At 30.0% G+C, this 17,482-nt stretch carries 15 protein-coding genes and 2 tRNA genes; 8 read left to right on the forward strand and 9 right to left on the reverse strand.

Annotation, left to right across the window (positions count from 1 at the left end):
• Nucleotides 1-2: 2 nt before the first annotated feature.
• On the forward strand, nucleotides 3-677 hold the full coding sequence (gene clpP, locus D1817_03495) for an ATP-dependent Clp endopeptidase proteolytic subunit ClpP (protein ID AXT18963.1): 675 nt from the start codon (nucleotides 3-5) through the stop codon (nucleotides 675-677).
• A 33-nt stretch (nucleotides 678-710) separates the two neighbouring features.
• Nucleotides 711-1,943: an ATP-dependent Clp protease ATP-binding subunit ClpX gene (gene clpX / locus D1817_03500; GenBank protein ID AXT18964.1), complete on the forward strand. Its 1,233-nt coding sequence runs from the start codon at nucleotides 711-713 to the stop codon at nucleotides 1,941-1,943.
• Nucleotides 1,944-2,173: 230 nt separating this feature from the next.
• On the opposite strand, the gene D1817_03505 is transcribed toward clpX, so the two are convergent.
• Nucleotides 2,174-3,688 (reverse strand): hypothetical protein, encoded by a 1,515-nt coding sequence (locus tag D1817_03505; protein ID AXT18965.1) that lies wholly within the window; start codon nucleotides 3,686-3,688, stop codon nucleotides 2,174-2,176.
• 43 nt (nucleotides 3,689-3,731) lie between these two features.
• On the opposite strand from D1817_03505, the gene D1817_03510 reads away from it, so the two are divergent.
• Both D1817_03510 and D1817_03515 read left to right on the forward strand, forming a co-directional pair.
• Nucleotides 3,732-4,526, forward strand: a complete 795-nt coding sequence (locus D1817_03510) for a DUF2797 domain-containing protein (protein ID AXT18966.1) — start codon at nucleotides 3,732-3,734, stop codon at nucleotides 4,524-4,526.
• 42 nt (nucleotides 4,527-4,568) lie between these two features.
• On the forward strand, nucleotides 4,569-5,516 hold the full coding sequence (locus tag D1817_03515; GenBank protein AXT18967.1) for a M23 family peptidase: 948 nt from the start codon (nucleotides 4,569-4,571) through the stop codon (nucleotides 5,514-5,516).
• Here D1817_03515 and D1817_03520 read toward each other — a convergent pair.
• From D1817_03520 to D1817_03530, 3 genes are all read right to left on the reverse strand, one after another.
• On the reverse strand, nucleotides 5,513-6,136 hold the full coding sequence (locus tag D1817_03520) for a hypothetical protein (protein ID AXT18968.1): 624 nt from the start codon (nucleotides 6,134-6,136) through the stop codon (nucleotides 5,513-5,515). The genes D1817_03515 and D1817_03520 overlap by 4 nt on opposite strands.
• Before the next feature lie 80 nt (nucleotides 6,137-6,216).
• The gene (locus tag D1817_03525) at nucleotides 6,217-8,835 is read right to left on the reverse strand and encodes an AsmA family protein (GenBank protein ID AXT21219.1); all 2,619 of its coding nucleotides are present in this window, start codon (nucleotides 8,833-8,835) and stop codon (nucleotides 6,217-6,219) included.
• Nucleotides 8,836-8,945: 110 nt separating this feature from the next.
• Nucleotides 8,946-9,650, reverse strand: coding sequence for a VUT family protein (locus D1817_03530; GenBank protein AXT18969.1), 705 nt, complete (start codon nucleotides 9,648-9,650; stop codon nucleotides 8,946-8,948).
• Between the two features lie 70 nt (nucleotides 9,651-9,720).
• Between D1817_03530 and folK the strand changes: the two genes are divergently transcribed.
• Nucleotides 9,721-10,851, forward strand: coding sequence for a 2-amino-4-hydroxy-6-hydroxymethyldihydropteridine diphosphokinase (folK, locus tag D1817_03535; protein AXT18970.1), 1,131 nt, complete (start codon nucleotides 9,721-9,723; stop codon nucleotides 10,849-10,851).
• Here the strand turns inward: folK and D1817_03540 are convergent.
• The 3 genes from D1817_03540 to D1817_03550 all read right to left on the reverse strand — a co-directional run bounded on the left by D1817_03540 (nucleotide 10,848) and on the right by D1817_03550 (nucleotide 12,454).
• The gene (locus D1817_03540; protein ID AXT18971.1) at nucleotides 10,848-11,507 is read right to left on the reverse strand and encodes a class I SAM-dependent methyltransferase; all 660 of its coding nucleotides are present in this window, start codon (nucleotides 11,505-11,507) and stop codon (nucleotides 10,848-10,850) included. The genes folK and D1817_03540 overlap by 4 nt on opposite strands.
• A 159-nt stretch (nucleotides 11,508-11,666) precedes the next feature.
• Nucleotides 11,667-11,855 carry a hypothetical protein gene (locus D1817_03545; GenBank protein AXT18972.1) on the reverse strand — a complete coding sequence of 63 codons (189 nt, stop codon included), beginning with the start codon at nucleotides 11,853-11,855 and terminating at the stop codon, nucleotides 11,667-11,669.
• A gap of 68 nt (nucleotides 11,856-11,923) precedes the next feature.
• A complete protein-coding gene (locus D1817_03550) occupies nucleotides 11,924-12,454 on the reverse strand; it encodes a TrmH family RNA methyltransferase (GenBank protein AXT18973.1) in 531 nt (176 codons plus the stop codon).
• A 121-nt stretch (nucleotides 12,455-12,575) separates the two neighbouring features.
• Between D1817_03550 and mutS the strand changes: the two genes are divergently transcribed.
• The 3 genes from mutS to D1817_03565 all read left to right on the forward strand — a co-directional run bounded on the left by mutS (nucleotide 12,576) and on the right by D1817_03565 (nucleotide 15,480).
• Nucleotides 12,576-15,185, forward strand: coding sequence for a DNA mismatch repair protein MutS (gene mutS / locus D1817_03555; protein ID AXT18974.1), 2,610 nt, complete (start codon nucleotides 12,576-12,578; stop codon nucleotides 15,183-15,185).
• A 113-nt stretch (nucleotides 15,186-15,298) separates the two neighbouring features.
• Nucleotides 15,299-15,373, forward strand: a tRNA-Gly gene (locus D1817_03560).
• A 20-nt stretch (nucleotides 15,374-15,393) separates the two neighbouring features.
• Nucleotides 15,394-15,480 (forward strand) — tRNA-Leu (locus tag D1817_03565).
• Nucleotides 15,481-15,535: 55 nt separating this feature from the next.
• On the opposite strand, the gene D1817_03570 is transcribed toward D1817_03565, so the two are convergent.
• Nucleotides 15,536-16,573 carry a class C beta-lactamase-related serine hydrolase gene (locus tag D1817_03570; protein AXT18975.1) on the reverse strand — a complete coding sequence of 346 codons (1,038 nt, stop codon included), beginning with the start codon at nucleotides 16,571-16,573 and terminating at the stop codon, nucleotides 15,536-15,538.
• Between the two features lie 39 nt (nucleotides 16,574-16,612).
• On the reverse strand, nucleotides 16,613-17,458 hold the full coding sequence (locus D1817_03575; GenBank protein AXT18976.1) for a hypothetical protein: 846 nt from the start codon (nucleotides 17,456-17,458) through the stop codon (nucleotides 16,613-16,615).
• Between the last annotated feature and the right edge of the window lie 24 nt (nucleotides 17,459-17,482).

The raw sequence follows: 17,482 nt of genomic DNA on the forward strand, positions 1-17,482 counted from the left end.
ATATGGATTACGGAAAAGAATTTGAAAAATTCGCAATAAAAGATCAGGGAATTAGCAGTACATATTATAATAAAATCATTAGTAGTATGTATCCAACTAATTTAACACCTAATATTATTGAAGAACGCCAGATGAATATTGCGATTTTTGATGTGTTCTCAAGGTTAATGATGGATCGTATTATTTTTATGGGTACAGGTATTAACGACCAAGTAGCTAATATAATTCAAGCACAACTACTGTTTTTAGAGAGTACAGATGCCTCAAAAGATATTCAGATATATATTAATTCTCCAGGAGGTAGTGTATATGCGGGTTTAGGTATATATGATACGATGCAATTAATTAAGCCAGATGTAGCTACTATTTGTACAGGTATGGCAGCATCTATGGGAGCAGTATTATTGTGTGCTGGCGAAAAAGGTAAACGTAGTGGCTTAACACATTCACGTGTTATGATTCACCAACCATTAGGAGGAGCACAAGGTCAAGCAAGTGATATTGAGATTACTGCACGTGAAATTTTAATACTTAAAGAAGAGCTTTACAATATAATTAGTAAACATTCAGGACAAGATTACGACAAAGTATATAAAGATAGTGATCGTGATTATTGGATGAAAGCTGATAAAGCTTTAGAATATGGTATGATAGACGAGATACTAGCTCGTAACTAATAATTAAAGATGAATCTTGTTTTTTAAAAACTTATGGCAAAGGAAGAATTAGAATGTTCGTTTTGCGGGCGTAAAAAACCTGAAACTAATTTACTTATCGCTGGTTTAGATGCACATATTTGTGATCGTTGTATTGAGCAAGCACATGGTATTGTTGTAGAAGAATCTAAAGATATTGTAAGTGACGAACTTTCGGCAGAATTAATGTTGAGGAAGCCACAACAAATCAAGGCTTTTCTTGATGAATATATTATTGGTCAAGAACATACAAAACGCGTAATGTCTGTAGCTGTTTATAATCACTATAAACGTTTATTGCAATCACCGACAGATGATGATATTGAGATTCAAAAAAGTAATATCATAATGGTTGGGCAAACTGGTACCGGGAAAACTTTAATGGCGAAAACTATTGCCAGAATGCTTAATGTACCTTTAGCAATTGTAGATGCGACAGTATTAACAGAGGCAGGGTATGTTGGAGAAGATGTGGAAAGTATTTTAACACGTTTATTACAAGCAGCAGATTATAACTTAGAAAAAGCTGAGCGTGGTATCGTTTTTATTGATGAAATTGATAAAATTGCTCGTAAGAGTGATAACCCATCTATAACACGAGATGTTTCTGGAGAAGGTGTACAACAAGCATTATTAAAACTTTTAGAAGGTACAGTTGTAAATGTGCCACCCAAAGGTGGACGTAAACACCCAGATCAGAAGTTTATCGAAGTGAATACAGAAAATATATTATTTATTTCTGGAGGAGCTTTTGATGGAGTAGAACGTTATATATCAAGACGCCTTAATATGTCTGCCATTGGTTATAAAGCATCACATGATGATGAAACTATAGATCCAGATAATTTATTGCAATATATTACACCTAGAGATTTAAAAGACTTTGGGTTAATTCCAGAAATTATTGGAAGACTCCCAGTCTTAACTTATATGAATCCTTTAGACGGTAATACATTAAGAGCAATTCTTACAGAACCTAAAAATGCTATCATTAAGCAATACAAAAAATTGTTTGCTATGGATGATATTGAATTAAATGTCACAGATGGTGCTTTAGAATTTATTGTAGGTAAAGCTATCGAATATAAATTAGGAGCTCGTGGATTACGTTCGTTATGTGAAGAAATCTTAACAGATGCGATGTTTAACCTTCCTGGAAGTGAAGAAACAAAGCTAAGTGTAACTAAATCTTATGCAGAAGAAAAACTTACAAAAACAAAACTTAAAAAGTTGAAAGCAGTATCTTAAAAAGCTTTTTAATTAATGTTTTATATAAAAAAGAAACCACTCTAAATAGAGTGGTTTTTTATTTTGGATTTTTAATTAATACTGCTTTATTATTCTTAATAGCGATGTAAATATAAAATTATTCTTGTATGAAAAAAGCTATATTTCTAGTTTTTAGATAAAGCACAAATTATAATCGTTAAAGGAAAATAAAATTGATTTTCGTCGATGAAATAAGATGTGTAACTTATTTAGCGATTTAAAATTAATAACTCATCTATATAATTACGAGTATTAGACAATCGTGGTACTTTATGTTGTCCGCCAAGTTTATTATTTTGTTTTAGCCAATCATAAAACAAGTGCTTTCTAGCAATACAAATTTTAGGCTTGTTAAGTGTCATATTATTATAACGTTTTGCTTCATAATCTGAATTTAATGACTTTAAAGCATTGTCAAATAATTCATTAAAATAATCAATGTCAGCTGGGAGTGTTTTAAATTCTATCAGCCATTCATGAGCTCCTTTTTCTTTACCTTCCATAAATATTGGAGCAGCAGTGTAATCTTTAATCTCAGCTTTTGTTCTTTTACAAACTTTCTTAAGCGCATCTTCTGCATTTTCGATAATTAACTCTTCACCAAATACATTAATATGGTGTTTTGTACGACCAGAAACTTTAATTCGATAAGGTTTTAAAGAGGTAAATCGTACGGTATCTCCAATTTTATAACGCCATAATCCAGCATTTGTAGTAATAACAACTGCATAATTTTTATTTTTTTCAACTTCATTTAAAGGAATTATTTTTTGATGAGAAGTTCCATAAGTATCCATAGGGATAAACTCATAAAAAATACCATAATCTAACATTAATAATAACTCACTCGATTTATTTCGATCTTGAATTGCGAAGAAGCCTTCTGAAGCATTATAGATTTCATAATATTTAAAATCAGATTTTGGAATAATAGATTTGTATTGATCAACGTAAGGTAAAAAACTTACTCCTCCATGAAAATAAGCTTCCAAATTAGGCCAAATATCTAATAAACTGTTTTTTCCGGTAGATTCTAATACATTGTTTAATAACACGAGCATCCAAGAAGGCACACCAGCCAAACTTGTAACATTTTCTTTTATAGTTTCATCAACAATTGCCTGCATTTTATATTCCCAATCACTCATTAATGATACTTTACTACAAGGAGTACTACTATATTCTGCCCAAAAAGGCATATTATCAATCAAAATAGCAGAAAGATCTCCAAAAGCAGTGCCGTTTTCTTTATATAATTCTTTACTGCCCCCCAAACGTAAACTCTTTCCTGTAAATAGTTGAGAGTTTTCATTATTATTTAAATACATGCACAGTAAATCTTTTCCAGCTGCATAATGACAATCTTCTAGAGATTCGGCACTAACGGGAATAAATTTACTTTTTGCATTTGTAGTACCACTAGATTTAGCAAACCATTTTATAGGAGTTGGCCAGAAAATGTTGTGCTCTCCTTGCCTAGAGCGTTCAATATTTACTTGTGAATCTTCATAATTTGAAATTGGAACACGTTCGCTAAATGTTTTATAATTTTTTATAGAAGCAAAATCGTATGCCTTTCCAATTTCGGTATCTTTAGCAGTGTTAACGAGATCAAGAATTAATTCGTTTTGTACTTCGTCAGGGTATTTTAAAAACAATTCGATTTGATGAAATCGCTTTTTTAAAAACCATGACGCAACAGAATTTACTAAAGGAATTGGCATATATTGGTTATCTTTACGATACTAAAATAACAAAAATCTTTTTATGCATTACCAAGGTGTTTTAACTAAAATGGAAACGGAGTTTGCACAGCCTATTCAATATTTTTTAGTTTTTGAAAACGACTTTTTAAATATGAATCAATTGCTAAATAAAACTGTTCATATCCAATTCGTTAAACATCAATGTTTAAACTGTAAAAACGATCGAGAGATATATAGGCAAGGGTTTTGTAAATCTTGTTTTTTTGAAATTCCTCAAGCTGCAGATTGGATTATGCGCCCTGAATTAAGTACTGCACATTTAGATAAAGAAGATCGTGATTTGGAATATGAAAAGCGAGTGCAATTGCAACCACATATTGTATATTTAGCAAACTCTAGCAATGTAAAGGTTGGGGTTACACGAAAAAACCAAGTACCTACACGATGGATAGATCAAGGCGCACATGAAGCTATTGAAATTGTAGAGGTTCCAAATCGATATTTAGCAGGAATTACAGAAGTTGCATTAAAAGAACATGTAGCAGATAAAACAAACTGGCGTGTAATGCTGAAAAATGAAGCTGAAGATGTAGATTTAATTAATTGGAGAGAAAAGCTTAAAACATATATTCCAGAAGAAGCACAATCATATTTTATTGAAAATAATAAAGAAACAAACTTGGAGTTTCCAGTATTTCAATACCCCCAAAAACCTAAATCTTTAAACTTAAAAAAAACATCAGAGTTTACAGGGAAACTTGTTGGTGTAAAAGGGCAATATTTAATTTTTGAGGATGATACTGTTTTTAATATAAGAAGTAATGAAGGAACAGTAGTAAATATATCTATGATTTGATTTTTTTTTATAGATTTATAAGAAATTATAACCATATTTAAAATGCTTTATCAACTAAAATTAATCACTTTTTTTACCTCCTTATTTTGTTTTATTAATATATATGGCCAACAAAAATCTATCGAAATAACTAGTAAAAGGAATGACGATAATTCAGTGACTCTCAACTTTAAAAAAATGAATCCTGGTAGTACATATGTTATAATTAGCTTTAAAAGGTTGGCAAATACGAATAGTAGAAGTGTAGTGCAAAGAACAATAAAAGGGAGATCAGGTAATGTATTAACTCTAAAACCAATAAACGATAAGAATGGTATAGAGTATTCATATAGTTATACTTATATGGATGGAGATCACAAACCTAAACCAGATGAAAATTTTAAATACGTATTACCATTTAAAAATAAAGAAAAAGTTGAGGTTAGAAATTTAAGTTATTTAGGAAAACGATTTGGAAATACGGAACCTAAGAATTGGAAAGCTTTTCAATTTTTAGTGACCTCAGGAGATACTATTTATGCATCGCGAAAAGGTATTGTTGTTAAAATTGAAAACGATTTAAACTCAGATAATACTCAAGAATATAGTTTTAAATCTAAAGCTAATTATATTATTGTTGAGCATAAAGATGGAACATTAGCTAGATATGGTGTTCTTAAAAAAAATAGTATAATGGTTAAATTAGGGGATAAAGTATATCCTTCAATGCCAATAGCTATTGCTGGCAGTTATGATAAACCCGAAAATAGCCAACTTAGATTTACTGTATATTATTTAGATAAAGGTAATTTAGAAAGTTATGATAGGAGTAAAGAAAATTTGTCTAATCAAAGACATTTTTATGCTCATATTGACCCATTTTTTTATGTTAATGATGGGCAAATAATAAAACTAACTGCTGGAAATACTTATTCCACAATTCTTAATAAAGAAATTATTGAATTAGAAATGACTAAAAGAGAAAAAAAGAAACTGGCTAAGTTTAACTAAAACGCATATAACTTTATAGCTTGTACTAATCCAATAACCACTAATAAAACTCCTGTGATTTTATTAATCATTAAACTTATATTTTGAACCTTGTTTTTAATAATGATACTAAATTTACTATATAAGTATAGTGTTAATAGTTTACCAAAATAAACTCCAAAAAAGAATAAAAATAATACAGTTAATGATGATTTTAAGGATAGCATAATATCGTTATTATTAATAATACTAAATGCTACGATCCAATAAATTAAAACGGGGGGGTTTAAAATACCAGTTAAAAACCCTGTGGCATATTTAGATTTTGCTAGTTTATTCTTTTTTGGTTTTTTTTCAGATTGTTTTTTAAAAAATAAAAACCCTCCAATTGTAATTAATAAAATCGCAATTACAATTTGGATCCATAGGTTATCATTAAAAAAATCGCGAACGACCATATTACAATGTAATGCGTAATATGATAAAATTACTTCAGCAATTCCAGCAGCAAAAGCTATTTTAAAAGCTTGTTTTGCATTTTGCTTTAAAGTAGTATTTATAACTGCTATATTAGAAGCGCCTAGAGGTAAAGCTCCTATAAAGGCTGCTAAAACACCTACTATAAAATAAATTATAACCATTATCTTTTTGTAGTGATTGGAAGATCAAACTTACAAAGAATTTAAGTATAACAAAAAGAAATATAATTTATACTAAAGGGCTAATTAACAGTATCTTTTTTCTTCTTCTTTTTCTTGAAAAGACTATTAATGGCATTATTTACGCCGTCTTTTATGATATCATCTTTTGCTTTAGTAGAATCAGGAGTATTAGATTTTGTTTTTTTTCCTCCCAATAAATCACCTATTAAATCTCCAACTTTATTTTTCCCTTTATTAAGTAATTTTTGTTTTTCAATTTCGATAAGCTGTTGAGTTAAATTAGTTATTGCGCTGGTAAGATCGGTTTTTACTAGTGGTTTTGTATATGTTCCACCAATAGTTGCTGTAATAGGGATCGTCATTGTATTAACTTGAGAATCATTTATACGTCCTATAAGCTGATTAACATCGCTTCCTAAATATTTTGCAGGAACTTGAAAAACAGCATCGTAAGCTATAGAGGTATCAAAACCATGAGATCCAGAAATTTCAATAGGAATATCTTCGTATTTAAGATTAAATGGTTTAACATTTACTTTTCCGTTGGCAAAATCTAACCTTGTTTTTAAATCTTTAAGTTGTAATTTTTTAAAATCTATAAATTGTAATGCTCCTCCTAGTTGATTTAATATTTCTGTATTAAGTGGGTTTACGGTAGAAGTCATTATTTCTGCATTAGAATTTCCAGAAACTGTATTTAAATCAGGAGTAAACTCATTAGTTAATTTTCCTGACAAATCAATAGTGGTATTCAATTTTCCGTTAAGAATTCCTGCAATTGGAGCTAAGTTTTGTAATAATTTTAAACCATTAAATGATTTTGCAATGTCAAAATCATTAGCGCCAAGTACTAAATTAAAAACAGGAATTTCTGTATGGGTTGCTACATTACCATTAATAGTTAATTTCCCGTCAAATAAATTTGAAGTTAAATTGTTTAATGAAGCCTGTTGATCTTTTATCTTTAAATTTCCTTTTACATCTTTTAAAATCAAATTATCATACACTACATTTTTTACATTGGCATTAATATTACAATCTAAAAAATCCGGAATTTTAAGTGATTCAGTATCGCTTGTTGTTTTATTTGAAGTGTTATTTGTTTCATCTTCAACCATAAAGTCACTTACTGAAAAATTATCAGAAGTGAGATTAAAGTTTCCTTGTAGCTTTTTATCGCTTAATAAAAAACCTAGTAAATTAGTAATAGTTCCATCTGCATTAAAATCACTCTGTCCAGTTTTAGCACTAAAATCTTTTAGTGTAACAAGGCCTGGTTTAAAATTTACATTTGCTGTAGAAATATGAATTGGATTGACGATATCTTCTGAGGAAAAAATAAAGTTATCTATACTTAAATCACCATTATTTTTAATACGTTCATAAGCATTAGTTTCAAGAGCTTTCATATCAAAATTAGAACGAATATTTGCTTTTAAAACTCCACTCAATTCTTTGTCTAATTCAATAGGGTAGGCTTTCGTAATATTTCCTAAATTAAGTGTGCCATCAATATTGCTATTAACCAGCATATTAGTCGTTAAATTCTTTAAAGTAGCTGATGATTTAAATATATCTTCATCAATTTTAAAATTCAACTTATCAATTAATATATAGGTGTCATCAATATTCCCTGTTGTGTTGCGTATTGAGGTATTTATAGAAATATCTTTAACGCGTTTTGGCAGATCAGGGTATTTAAATGAGGCATTATTTGATGCAATATTTATATTTAGATTTGGAATAGTTTCGTCAGAAGACAAACCTTTTATGATACCTTTTACTTTAAAATCACCAGAAGTTTCTACATTATCTAAATTTTTAGAATAAGCTTTAGGAATTACAGCTAAGAAATCTTTAAATGATGATTCTGGATTTTCAAAAGTTATATCAATGTCTTGACCATTTTCTAATTGTTGTACATAGCCCTCAAAATGTAGAGGTAACTCGTTAATATAACCTTTGTTTTCTTTAAAAGTGTATTTGCTATTAGCAAGATCTAATCCTATAAGTGCATCTAATTTAATAGGATTACTATTTAAGTAACTAGTGCTATCAATATTAAAACTAATATTTGCTTCTGTATTAGTATCTAATTCAGATTGGTCAGCAGAGAAGATTCCTTTTCCTATATGGTTTAATTCAGAAATATATATGGATGTTTTTGAAAGATCATCAATATAGGTTAATGCGCTGTTATTAATTTTGTAATCTTCAATGTCGATAGAAAATCCACTAGATTCTTTTTCAATAGCATCCTCTTCATCCACACTTTTTTTAGCAATATCATAATTGGCGTTTCCAAATTTATCTGTTTTTAATACTAATAATGCTTCATTAACATAAATAGAATTCACAACCATAGGGTCTTTACTTGTGTCTTTAAATAATTCTTTTATAGACATTGTAAAAGCTATAGATTTTATAGAAGCTAAATTTTCATTTTCAAAAGGCGCAAAATTGGTAACTTCTAAATCATTTACACTAACATTAGCTTTAGGGAAGCTACTTAAAAAACTTATGTTAACGTTACTGAATTCAACTTTAGCATTAATATTGTCATTAATAAGGTTTTTAACTAAATCTTCTATTTGTGATTTAAATAAAAATGGAGCAACAATCAATAAAATAAGAATTGAGAGTAGTGTTATACCAATTACTTTTAGAGCTTTTTTCATAATTTTTGTCATTCTGAATTCATTACTGTGTAGGCAACAATCTTTGTAAGGATATATAATTAAATACGTGTAAGATTAAAAAATAGTTTATAATTAGATGTTTTTTAATGTTAAATCAATTCTATTTCTTCATTAGTTTTAAGTTTAAAACGTTTTCTAAACAGAAAAACACCTAAATATAAAAAAGGAGTGTCAAACAGAGCGACAAGTACTTTAAACAAAAAGCCACTAATTAATAAACCTTTAAAATTAGACCAATCTATAATTCCAAATGAACAAAGAAGTAATAAAATAGTTAATGTATCTACAAACTGAGAAAACCAGGTTGAAAAATTATTACGCAACCATAAATGTTTGCCTTTGGTTAAACGTTTCCAAAAATGATAGATTTGAATATCTATAAATTGTGCAAATAAATATGTAATCATACTGGCAAATACAGCAATAACAGAATTTCCAAATACGGTAGTGAACAATTTATCATCTACTGGAGACCAATCTGTAGCTGGAACACTATTAGATACATAAATAATTAAGAGTGAAAATACTGAAGCAAATATCCCTGCTATTACTACTTGATTCGCTCTTTTTTTTCCATAGATCTCACTAATTAAATCGGTTATTAAAAAAGTTATAGGATAAGGTAAGATGCCAACAGAAATTTCAAAAAGTTTATTTCCAAAAACTTCTACGTCAATTGGATACCAATAAAAAAATTTCTGAAAGATTAAATTTGAAACTACTAAAGATGTGATAAATAAAGCTGCTAAAAATAGATAAATACGTTGTGCTGCAAGTTTGTCTTTAAGAGTCATAATTGTGGATAAATTCTTATTACAAATATAGCTTAAAGTGATTTTGTTTTGTTTATTTGGAAAACGAATTATGAGTCAACCATCTAAAATTTACATATCGTTAGGAAGTAATAAAGGAGATAAATTTAAAAATCTTCAGAATGCTATTGACGCTATTCATCAGAATGTTGGAAATATAAAAAATATCTCCAAAGTATATAATTCGCCAGCATTTGGATTTGAAAGCAGTGATTTTTTCAATGCTTGCCTTTGTGTAGAAACTCTAAAAAAACCTAATGCAGTGATGAAGCAATTGCTTGCGATTGAAAAATCTTTAGGGCGAGTTCGTTCAAAAAAAACTAAGGGTTATGAAGCACGGAGTATTGATTTAGATATTATTTTAATTGATGATAAGATTATAGATACAAAGCTACTTAAAGTTCCACATACAGAAATGTATAAGCGAAAGTTTGTGTTGAAACCTTTAAATGATATTGCTTCAAAAATACCTCACCCCGTATTTAATGAAACAGTAGAAGCTTTACTTAAAGATTGTTCTGATGAAAGTAATGTTGAACCTGTTAAAATTTGGCTGAAAAACCCTATGAGAAATTATGGATTTTCAAAATACCGTTATATAGCCATTGAGGGAAATATAGGAGCAGGAAAAACTAGTTTAGCAACTAAGATAGCACAAGATTTTAATGCAAAACTTATTGCTGAACGTTTTGTAGACAATCCGTTTTTACCTAAATTTTATGAAAATACAAAACAATATGCTTTTACATTAGAGATGTCTTTTTTAGCAGATCGTTATCAACAGCTTACAGACGATGTTTCGCAACTTGATCTGTTTAAAGATTTTATAGTTAGTGATTATGATGTATTTAAATCATTGATTTTTTCTAAGATTACACTTCAGGAAGATGAGTTTAAACTCTATCGAAAGCTTTTTTATTTAATGTATAAAGATGTTTCAAAACCTGACTTGTATATTTACCTGCACCAAAATACAGCACGCCTTCAAGAAAATATTAAAAAACGAGGCCGCAAATACGAGCAGAATATTGAAGATGATTATTTAGAAAAAATTAACGCAGGATATTTAGAGTTTTTAAAAACTCAAACCAATTTTAATGTTAAGGTTATTGATATCTCAGATAGAGATTTTGTGAAAAACAGAGAGGATTATTTGAGTGTCCTTAAAGAAATAACAAATTAAAACAGTGTATATAGTGTTGTTATAATCCTTCCTTTATTATTATCCAAAATAACCTCACTTAAGTTTTCTTCTTCTTTGACTTTTAAATTAAAAGGAGCTTCTAGCAAATTTACACCACTATTATGTTTTAATCGGATGCCTTGACCAGAAATAATATCTTTGTTTGGAGTAAAACAACCTATTGGTATATGCTCAGTTAAGATAATATATTTGTAATGCTTTAGTTTTTTGATTATTTGATTTATTTCAGTATTAGATAGATGCTGAAGAACTTGTCGTAATATAATACAGTTAGTGGTTGGTAAATTATCTTTGGCAATGTCTAAACAATAAAATTCTAGACCATCTGCTTTAAAAAGCATTTTATTTCTTTTAATTAATGATTCAACAATATCTATGGCAATATATTTGCTGGTATGTTTGATGAGATGTTTTCCTATGTTGAAATCTCCGCAACCCAAATCACAAATGGTTAATGAATTATTGTGAGCATCTAAAAAATTAGTTACAGCTTTTAAATAAGGATTTATGATTTTTGAGATATGTGAGCCTTCACCAGAATAAAAGTCAAAATTTTTTCCACCCCAAAGATGCCTCTCGTAAATTTGTTCCATTGCAGCTTTTGTAGCCCAAGGCACCTTTATTCTTTTCGTCATTTTTTCGTTAGGATATCAAGATTATTGACATTTTAGATAAAGATTTTGTGAAAAACAGAAACGATTATTTGAGTATTGTTGAAGAGATTTGTTCGAGAGATTAAAAAAGCAAGTAGGGTTTGCTTTTTTAATTTTAATTATGATAAAATGGAATCATAATTAAGAACAACCACATGGTTTTCCTACGCAACTAAGGATAGGGTTGCAATTTGGTGGTGGTGTTTGCTCAGGAATTCTTATGCAACATTTATGAGTCTCTCCAGTTTCAACATCACCTCCAAATAAATTGGATAACTCCTGTAGTGTAAGTTGTTGTATTCCATTAAGTTTTAAAAGATTTTTTAACATAAGACAAAATTTAAAATTAATAATTGTCTTAAAAGTAGTAAAATAAACAGAAGAATTTACTTTGTTTATTATTTTATTAATTTTGAAAACAAATCCCAGATCATAACTCCAGCACTAACAGAAATGTTTAAAGAATGTTTGGTGCCAAATTGAGGGATTTCTAGTACTAGATCACTGGCAGAAACTATTTCTTGATCAACACCTTTAACTTCGTTTCCAAAAACGAGAGCATAAGTTGTGTTAGTTTCAGGAGTGAAATCATTCAGCATTATTGCATTTTCAGCTTGTTCGATGCTAACGATTTTAATGTTTTTAACTTTCAATTTTTCAATAACACCCATTGTATGTTCAGCATATTCCCAAGCAACAGTATCTGTACTCCCTAGCGCTGTTTTATGAATATCTTTATGTGGTGGTTTAGCTGTAATTCCGCAGAGATAAATTTTTTCAATTAAAAATGCATCGCTGGTTCTAAAAACACTCCCAATATTATTTAAACTCCTAATATTATCTAAAATAATAATTAAAGGGGTTTTTGGAGCATTTTTAAAATCATCAATACTTAAACGTTCTAATTCGCTATTTTTTAATTTTCTCATGTTAAAATCTCCATATTATTGTAGATAACTTATGTATTTTCAATTTTATAAAAAATCAAATATTAATTACATTAGCAATCTTATGACTTTGCAAAAATAATATTTATAAACTACTTGTCTGTTGGCTTCAAAAATTAAAAAAGTAACACCTTTAATGCAACAATATAATGCTATAAAAGCAAAATATCCAGATGCATTATTATTATTTAGAGTAGGTGATTTTTACGAAACATTTGGAAGTGATGCTGTAAAGACTTCAAAAATTTTAGATATTATTTTAACCAAACGTGGTGCTGGTAGTGAAAGTGAAACCGAATTGGCAGGTTTCCCGCACCACTCTTTAAATACATATTTACCAAAACTAGTAAAAGCGGGAGAACGCGTTGCTATTTGCGATCAGTTAGAAGACCCTAAACAAACCAAAAAAATTGTAAAACGTGGTGTAACAGAATTAGTAACACCAGGTGTAGCACTAAATGATGAGGTGCTACACTCTAAATCCAATAATTTTTTAGCATCCGTTTATTTCGGGAAATATATTGGAGTTTCTTTTTTAGATGTTTCTACAGGAGAGTTTTTAACCTCACAAGGGAATGAAGAATATATCGATAAGCTATTACAAAATTTTAATCCGAGTGAGATCTTAATTTCTAAACAAAAGCGTACTGAATTTGCTAATGCTTTTGGAAGTGATTACCATACATTTTATATGGAAGATTGGATATATCAAGATGATTATGCTAATGAGACGTTATGCAAACATTTTGAAACAAAATCACTCAAAGGTTTTGGTATTGCAGATTTATACGAAGGAATTATAGCTTCAGGATCTATTTTACATTATCTCGCCGAAACTCAGCATCATAAACTACAACATATTACAGCAGTAAATCGTATCGCAGAAGATGAGTATGTGTGGATGGATCGTTTTACTATTCGAAATTTAGAATTGTATCATTCTACAAATATGAATGCGGTAACGCTCATTAATGTTATTGATAAAACGATTTCTCCAATGGGAGGTCGTATGCTAAAGCGTTGGTTAGCATTGCCCTTAAAAAATGTCGAAAAAATAAAAAGCCGCCACGAGGTAGTTAAATACTTATTAAACGAATCGGAAACCTTAAATAAAATACAGAATCAAGTAAAAAAAGTAGGTGATATAGAACGTTTAATATCTAAAATAGCAACTGCTAAAGTATCGCCTCGAGAAGTAGTTCAACTTAAAAACTCGTTAGAAGCTATTGTTCCTATTAAAGCAATGACATCTAATTGTAGTAATGATGCTTTAAAAGTTATTGGGGATACTATTCAAGATTGCGAAGTGCTTCGTGAAAAAATTAAAGAAACTTTAAATGAAGATGCACCAGTTAATATTTTAAAAGGAGGAACAATTTCTTCAGATTTCTCTTCAGAGTTAAAAGAACTTAGAGATTTGGCATTTTCTGGGAAAGACTATTTGGATAAAATGCTGGAGAGAGAAAGTGAACGTACAGGTATTCCGTCATTAAAAATAGCATCAAATAATGTATTTGGTTATTATATAGAAGTACGAAATACACATCGTGATAAAGTTCCAGAAGAGTGGATTCGTAAACAAACCTTGGTAAATGCCGAACGTTATATTACTGAAGAATTAAAAACCTATGAATCTAAAATTTTAGGTGCAGAAGAACGCATTTTAGCTATCGAACAACAGTTGTTTTCTGAGTTAGTTGGTTGGATGAATCAATATATAAAGCCAGTACAGCAAAATGCACATCTGATTGGTCAATTAGATTGTTTATGTGGTTTTGCACAGTTAGCAAAAGAGAATCATTATGTATACCCAATTATAGACGATTCATACGATTTAGAAATAAAAGAAGGACGACACCCAGTTATTGAAAAACAATTGCCTTTAGGAGAACCTTATATTACTAATGATTTATTTTTAGATAGATTTACTCAACAAATTATAATGATTACAGGGCCTAATATGTCTGGTAAATCAGCGATTTTAAGACAAACAGCACTAATTGTTCTATTAGCACAAATAGGAAGTTTTGTGCCAGCTGGAAGCGCACGAATTGGTTTAGTTGATAAAATTTTTACACGTGTAGGTGCAAGCGATAATATATCGATGGGAGAATCGACATTTATGGTGGAGATGAATGAAACAGCATCTATACTTAATAATATGTCAGAACGTAGTTTGGTATTACTTGACGAGATTGGCCGTGGTACAAGTACTTATGACGGAATTTCTATCGCTTGGGCAATTAGTGAGTATTTACATGAGCATCCAGCAAAAGCAAAAACATTATTTGCAACGCATTATCACGAACTGAATGAAATGACCGAAACTTTTGAACGCATTAAAAATTATAATGTGTCTGTAAAAGAGTTGAAGAATAATGTTCTTTTTTTAAGAAAATTAGTTGAAGGTGGTAGCGAACATAGCTTTGGTATTCATGTGGCTAAAATGGCTGGAATGCCACAGCAAGTGATCCATCGTGCAAATAAAATATTAAAGCAATTAGAAAAATCACATTCTAGTGAAGAACTCACTGACAAAGTGAAATCTCTAGATGATGAAATGCAATTGAGTTTTTTTAATTTAGATGACCCTCTTTTAGAGGGCATTAAAGAAGAAATTCTGCATATAGATATTAATACTTTAACCCCAGTTGAAGCTTTAATGAAGCTTAATGAAATTAAACGAATGCTTCAAAAAAAGAAAAGAGCTTAAAAGAAATTATTTTTTGCAAAAAAGCCTTTGGTATTATTATAAATATTTTAAATTTGCACCTCCTTAAGCAATTAGGGATTACAACAAACGTTGTAAGTTCTTTTAAAACTACTGCGAAAGTAGCTCAGGGGTAGAGCATCACCTTGCCAAGGTGGAGGTCGCGGGTTCAAATCCCGTCTTTCGCTCTAAACCTTAAAAATATACCAATGCTGAAGTGGTGGAATTGGTAGACACGTTGGACTTAAAATCCAATGTCCATTAGGACGTACGGGTTCAAGTCCCGTCTTCAGTACTAAAGCCTTTATCGAAAGATAAAGGCTTTTTTTATTCAAATTAAAATGTCTGTTATTTTAGCTTTTAAGAATATTATCTATAACAGAACCAGAAATAATCTTTATAGCTCCTTCTTGTTGTTCACCAGCTATTTGACTATTAACCCTCCAATTGTATGTGGTAACAATAATGATTTTTTGTTTTGGTACAATTAAAATCGTTTGCCCTCCATAACCCTGAGCCATAAAACCAGAAACACCATTTCCTTCTCCTATCCACCAACCATATCCATAACCTTCATTACTTCCAAATAAATTGGGTGGCTGCTGTTGTTTTGTAGCATCTTTAATGAATCTTTCAGAAATAATACGTTTTCTATTAAACTTACCTTTATTTATATAGAGTTCCCCAAATTTCATCATATCTTTAGGTTTTAACTCTAAGCCAGCACCACCGTTATAAAAACCATCTGCATGTTGCTCCCATCGTAAATCGGTAATTCCTATAGGTGAGAACAAATATTTTTTTGCAAACTGAAGTGTACTCATACCAGAAGCTTTGGTTAAAATAGCAGAAAGTAAATGCATTCCACCACTATTATAATTCCATACTGAACCAGGTTCATGAATGATAGGTTTGTCTAAAACGTAGTTGAACTCATTATTTGAAGTAACCCATTTATTGTATTCTGAATTTCTGCCATTTTCATTCCATTCTAACCCACTAGTCATACTAAGCAAGTGCTTTATTTTAATGGCTTCTTTTTCTTTGGAAGTTTCGCTTAAATAAATTGAAATAGATTCGTCTACCCCTCCAATAATCCCTTTGTCAATAGCGATTCCAATTAATGAAGCTATTACACTTTTTGTTACCGAACGAACATGATCTAGGCTATCTGAAGAATAGCGTTTAAAGTATTCCTCAGCAATTAACTTATGATTGTGATTTACTAATAAACTTTTAATATTATTAATGTTTCGAGCTGTTTTGTATACGTTTTCTAATTCTAAAGGATAGTAACCTTTAGAGTTTGACGCGGAATATCTATCAGATTTATTTTGTCCACAACTTTGAAAACAAATCAAGATCACTAATAATTCAATAATTCTTTTCATTTCAAATTAACTTTATAAAACGGATGAATTTTTTTAATCTTATTTTTTGTCGAGATATTCAAACAATTTTAATTTCAGCCACCAACGATAGATCTCATCATCATCAGCGTTATATAAACCTTGTGCTAATAAATAGGGAGCTTCATTAATAATAAAAAACTTATTGACTACCGCAGAAGTAGGGTTGTTAGTATTTTCTACTACATATGGTTTGTATTTCTTATTATCTGGTGTTGTATAATCTACTTGTCTGGTAACAATACCTACAGCAAAAGCCTGAGCTCCTTGAGATGGAAAAAATATTGGTTGTAATTTAATTTTATCCCCTTCTTTTAAATCCATTGCTCCCCACATTAAAAAACGCAATTGACGAAATCCAAACGAAGGTTCTGAAGTTGTCAGTTCTTTTAAATCTACTTCTCCAGTTGCTGTATTTAAACGGGAAGTGACAATTTTATCTTCGAGCACTCGAACCGTGGTATAATCTTCAGGGGTTGAAACTTTTGGTCCAACCGCTAAATATAGCTGTAGTGTTTTTTCATCAAGATAATAAAATTGTGTACGTCCGTTGGTATCTTCAAATTCGGGAGAACCTGTATCGTGAACTTCAAAAAGAATAGCAGATTTTCCATACCAATATACTTTCTGTGCAGTCATGATAACCTGATCGTTTACCGCTTGTCCTTTTTTATTTGTGTATGTACGACTATAAACAGCTCGATATGGGCGGAAATTTTTGAAAGTAATGTCCTTAGGAAACGTTGATGGCCAACTTTGAAGGTCTGCAAATTTTTTCTTGTAAGGGTGAATACTTTGGGCATTACATAATGATGATGTAATAGCCACTAGAAGTATGATTAATAGTGTTTTAAAATAATTTTTCATAATATTGTTGTTAATTGATTGATG

The sequence above is a fragment of the Flavobacteriaceae bacterium genome (assembly GCA_003443635.1).
GTDB lineage: Bacteria > Bacteroidota > Bacteroidia > Flavobacteriales > Flavobacteriaceae > AU392.

What these genes read in the sequence shown, in the direction of transcription:
- D1817_03530 (AXT18969.1), bottom strand. Translation starts at nt 9,650, where the DNA reads ATGACTCTTAAAGACAAACTTGCAGCACAACGTATTTATCTATTTTTA.
- D1817_03570 (AXT18975.1), bottom strand. Translation starts at nt 16,573, where the DNA reads ATGAAAAGAATTATTGAATTATTAGTGATCTTGATTTGTTTTCAAAGT.
- D1817_03550 (AXT18973.1), bottom strand. Translation starts at nt 12,454, where the DNA reads ATGAGAAAATTAAAAAATAGCGAATTAGAACGTTTAAGTATTGATGAT.
- clpX (AXT18964.1), top strand. Translation starts at nt 711, where the DNA reads ATGGCAAAGGAAGAATTAGAATGTTCGTTTTGCGGGCGTAAAAAACCT.
- D1817_03520 (AXT18968.1), bottom strand. Translation starts at nt 6,136, where the DNA reads ATGGTTATAATTTATTTTATAGTAGGTGTTTTAGCAGCCTTTATAGGA.
- D1817_03540 (AXT18971.1), bottom strand. Translation starts at nt 11,507, where the DNA reads ATGACGAAAAGAATAAAGGTGCCTTGGGCTACAAAAGCTGCAATGGAA.
- D1817_03510 (AXT18966.1), top strand. Translation starts at nt 3,732, where the DNA reads ATGCATTACCAAGGTGTTTTAACTAAAATGGAAACGGAGTTTGCACAG.
- D1817_03505 (AXT18965.1), bottom strand. Translation starts at nt 3,688, where the DNA reads ATGCCAATTCCTTTAGTAAATTCTGTTGCGTCATGGTTTTTAAAAAAG.
- D1817_03545 (AXT18972.1), bottom strand. Translation starts at nt 11,855, where the DNA reads ATGTTAAAAAATCTTTTAAAACTTAATGGAATACAACAACTTACACTA.
- D1817_03525 (AXT21219.1), bottom strand. Translation starts at nt 8,835, where the DNA reads ATGAAAAAAGCTCTAAAAGTAATTGGTATAACACTACTCTCAATTCTT.
- clpP (AXT18963.1), top strand. Translation starts at nt 3, where the DNA reads ATGGATTACGGAAAAGAATTTGAAAAATTCGCAATAAAAGATCAGGGA.
- D1817_03515 (AXT18967.1), top strand. Translation starts at nt 4,569, where the DNA reads ATGCTTTATCAACTAAAATTAATCACTTTTTTTACCTCCTTATTTTGT.
- D1817_03575 (AXT18976.1), bottom strand. Translation starts at nt 17,458, where the DNA reads ATGAAAAATTATTTTAAAACACTATTAATCATACTTCTAGTGGCTATT.
- folK (AXT18970.1), top strand. Translation starts at nt 9,721, where the DNA reads ATGAGTCAACCATCTAAAATTTACATATCGTTAGGAAGTAATAAAGGA.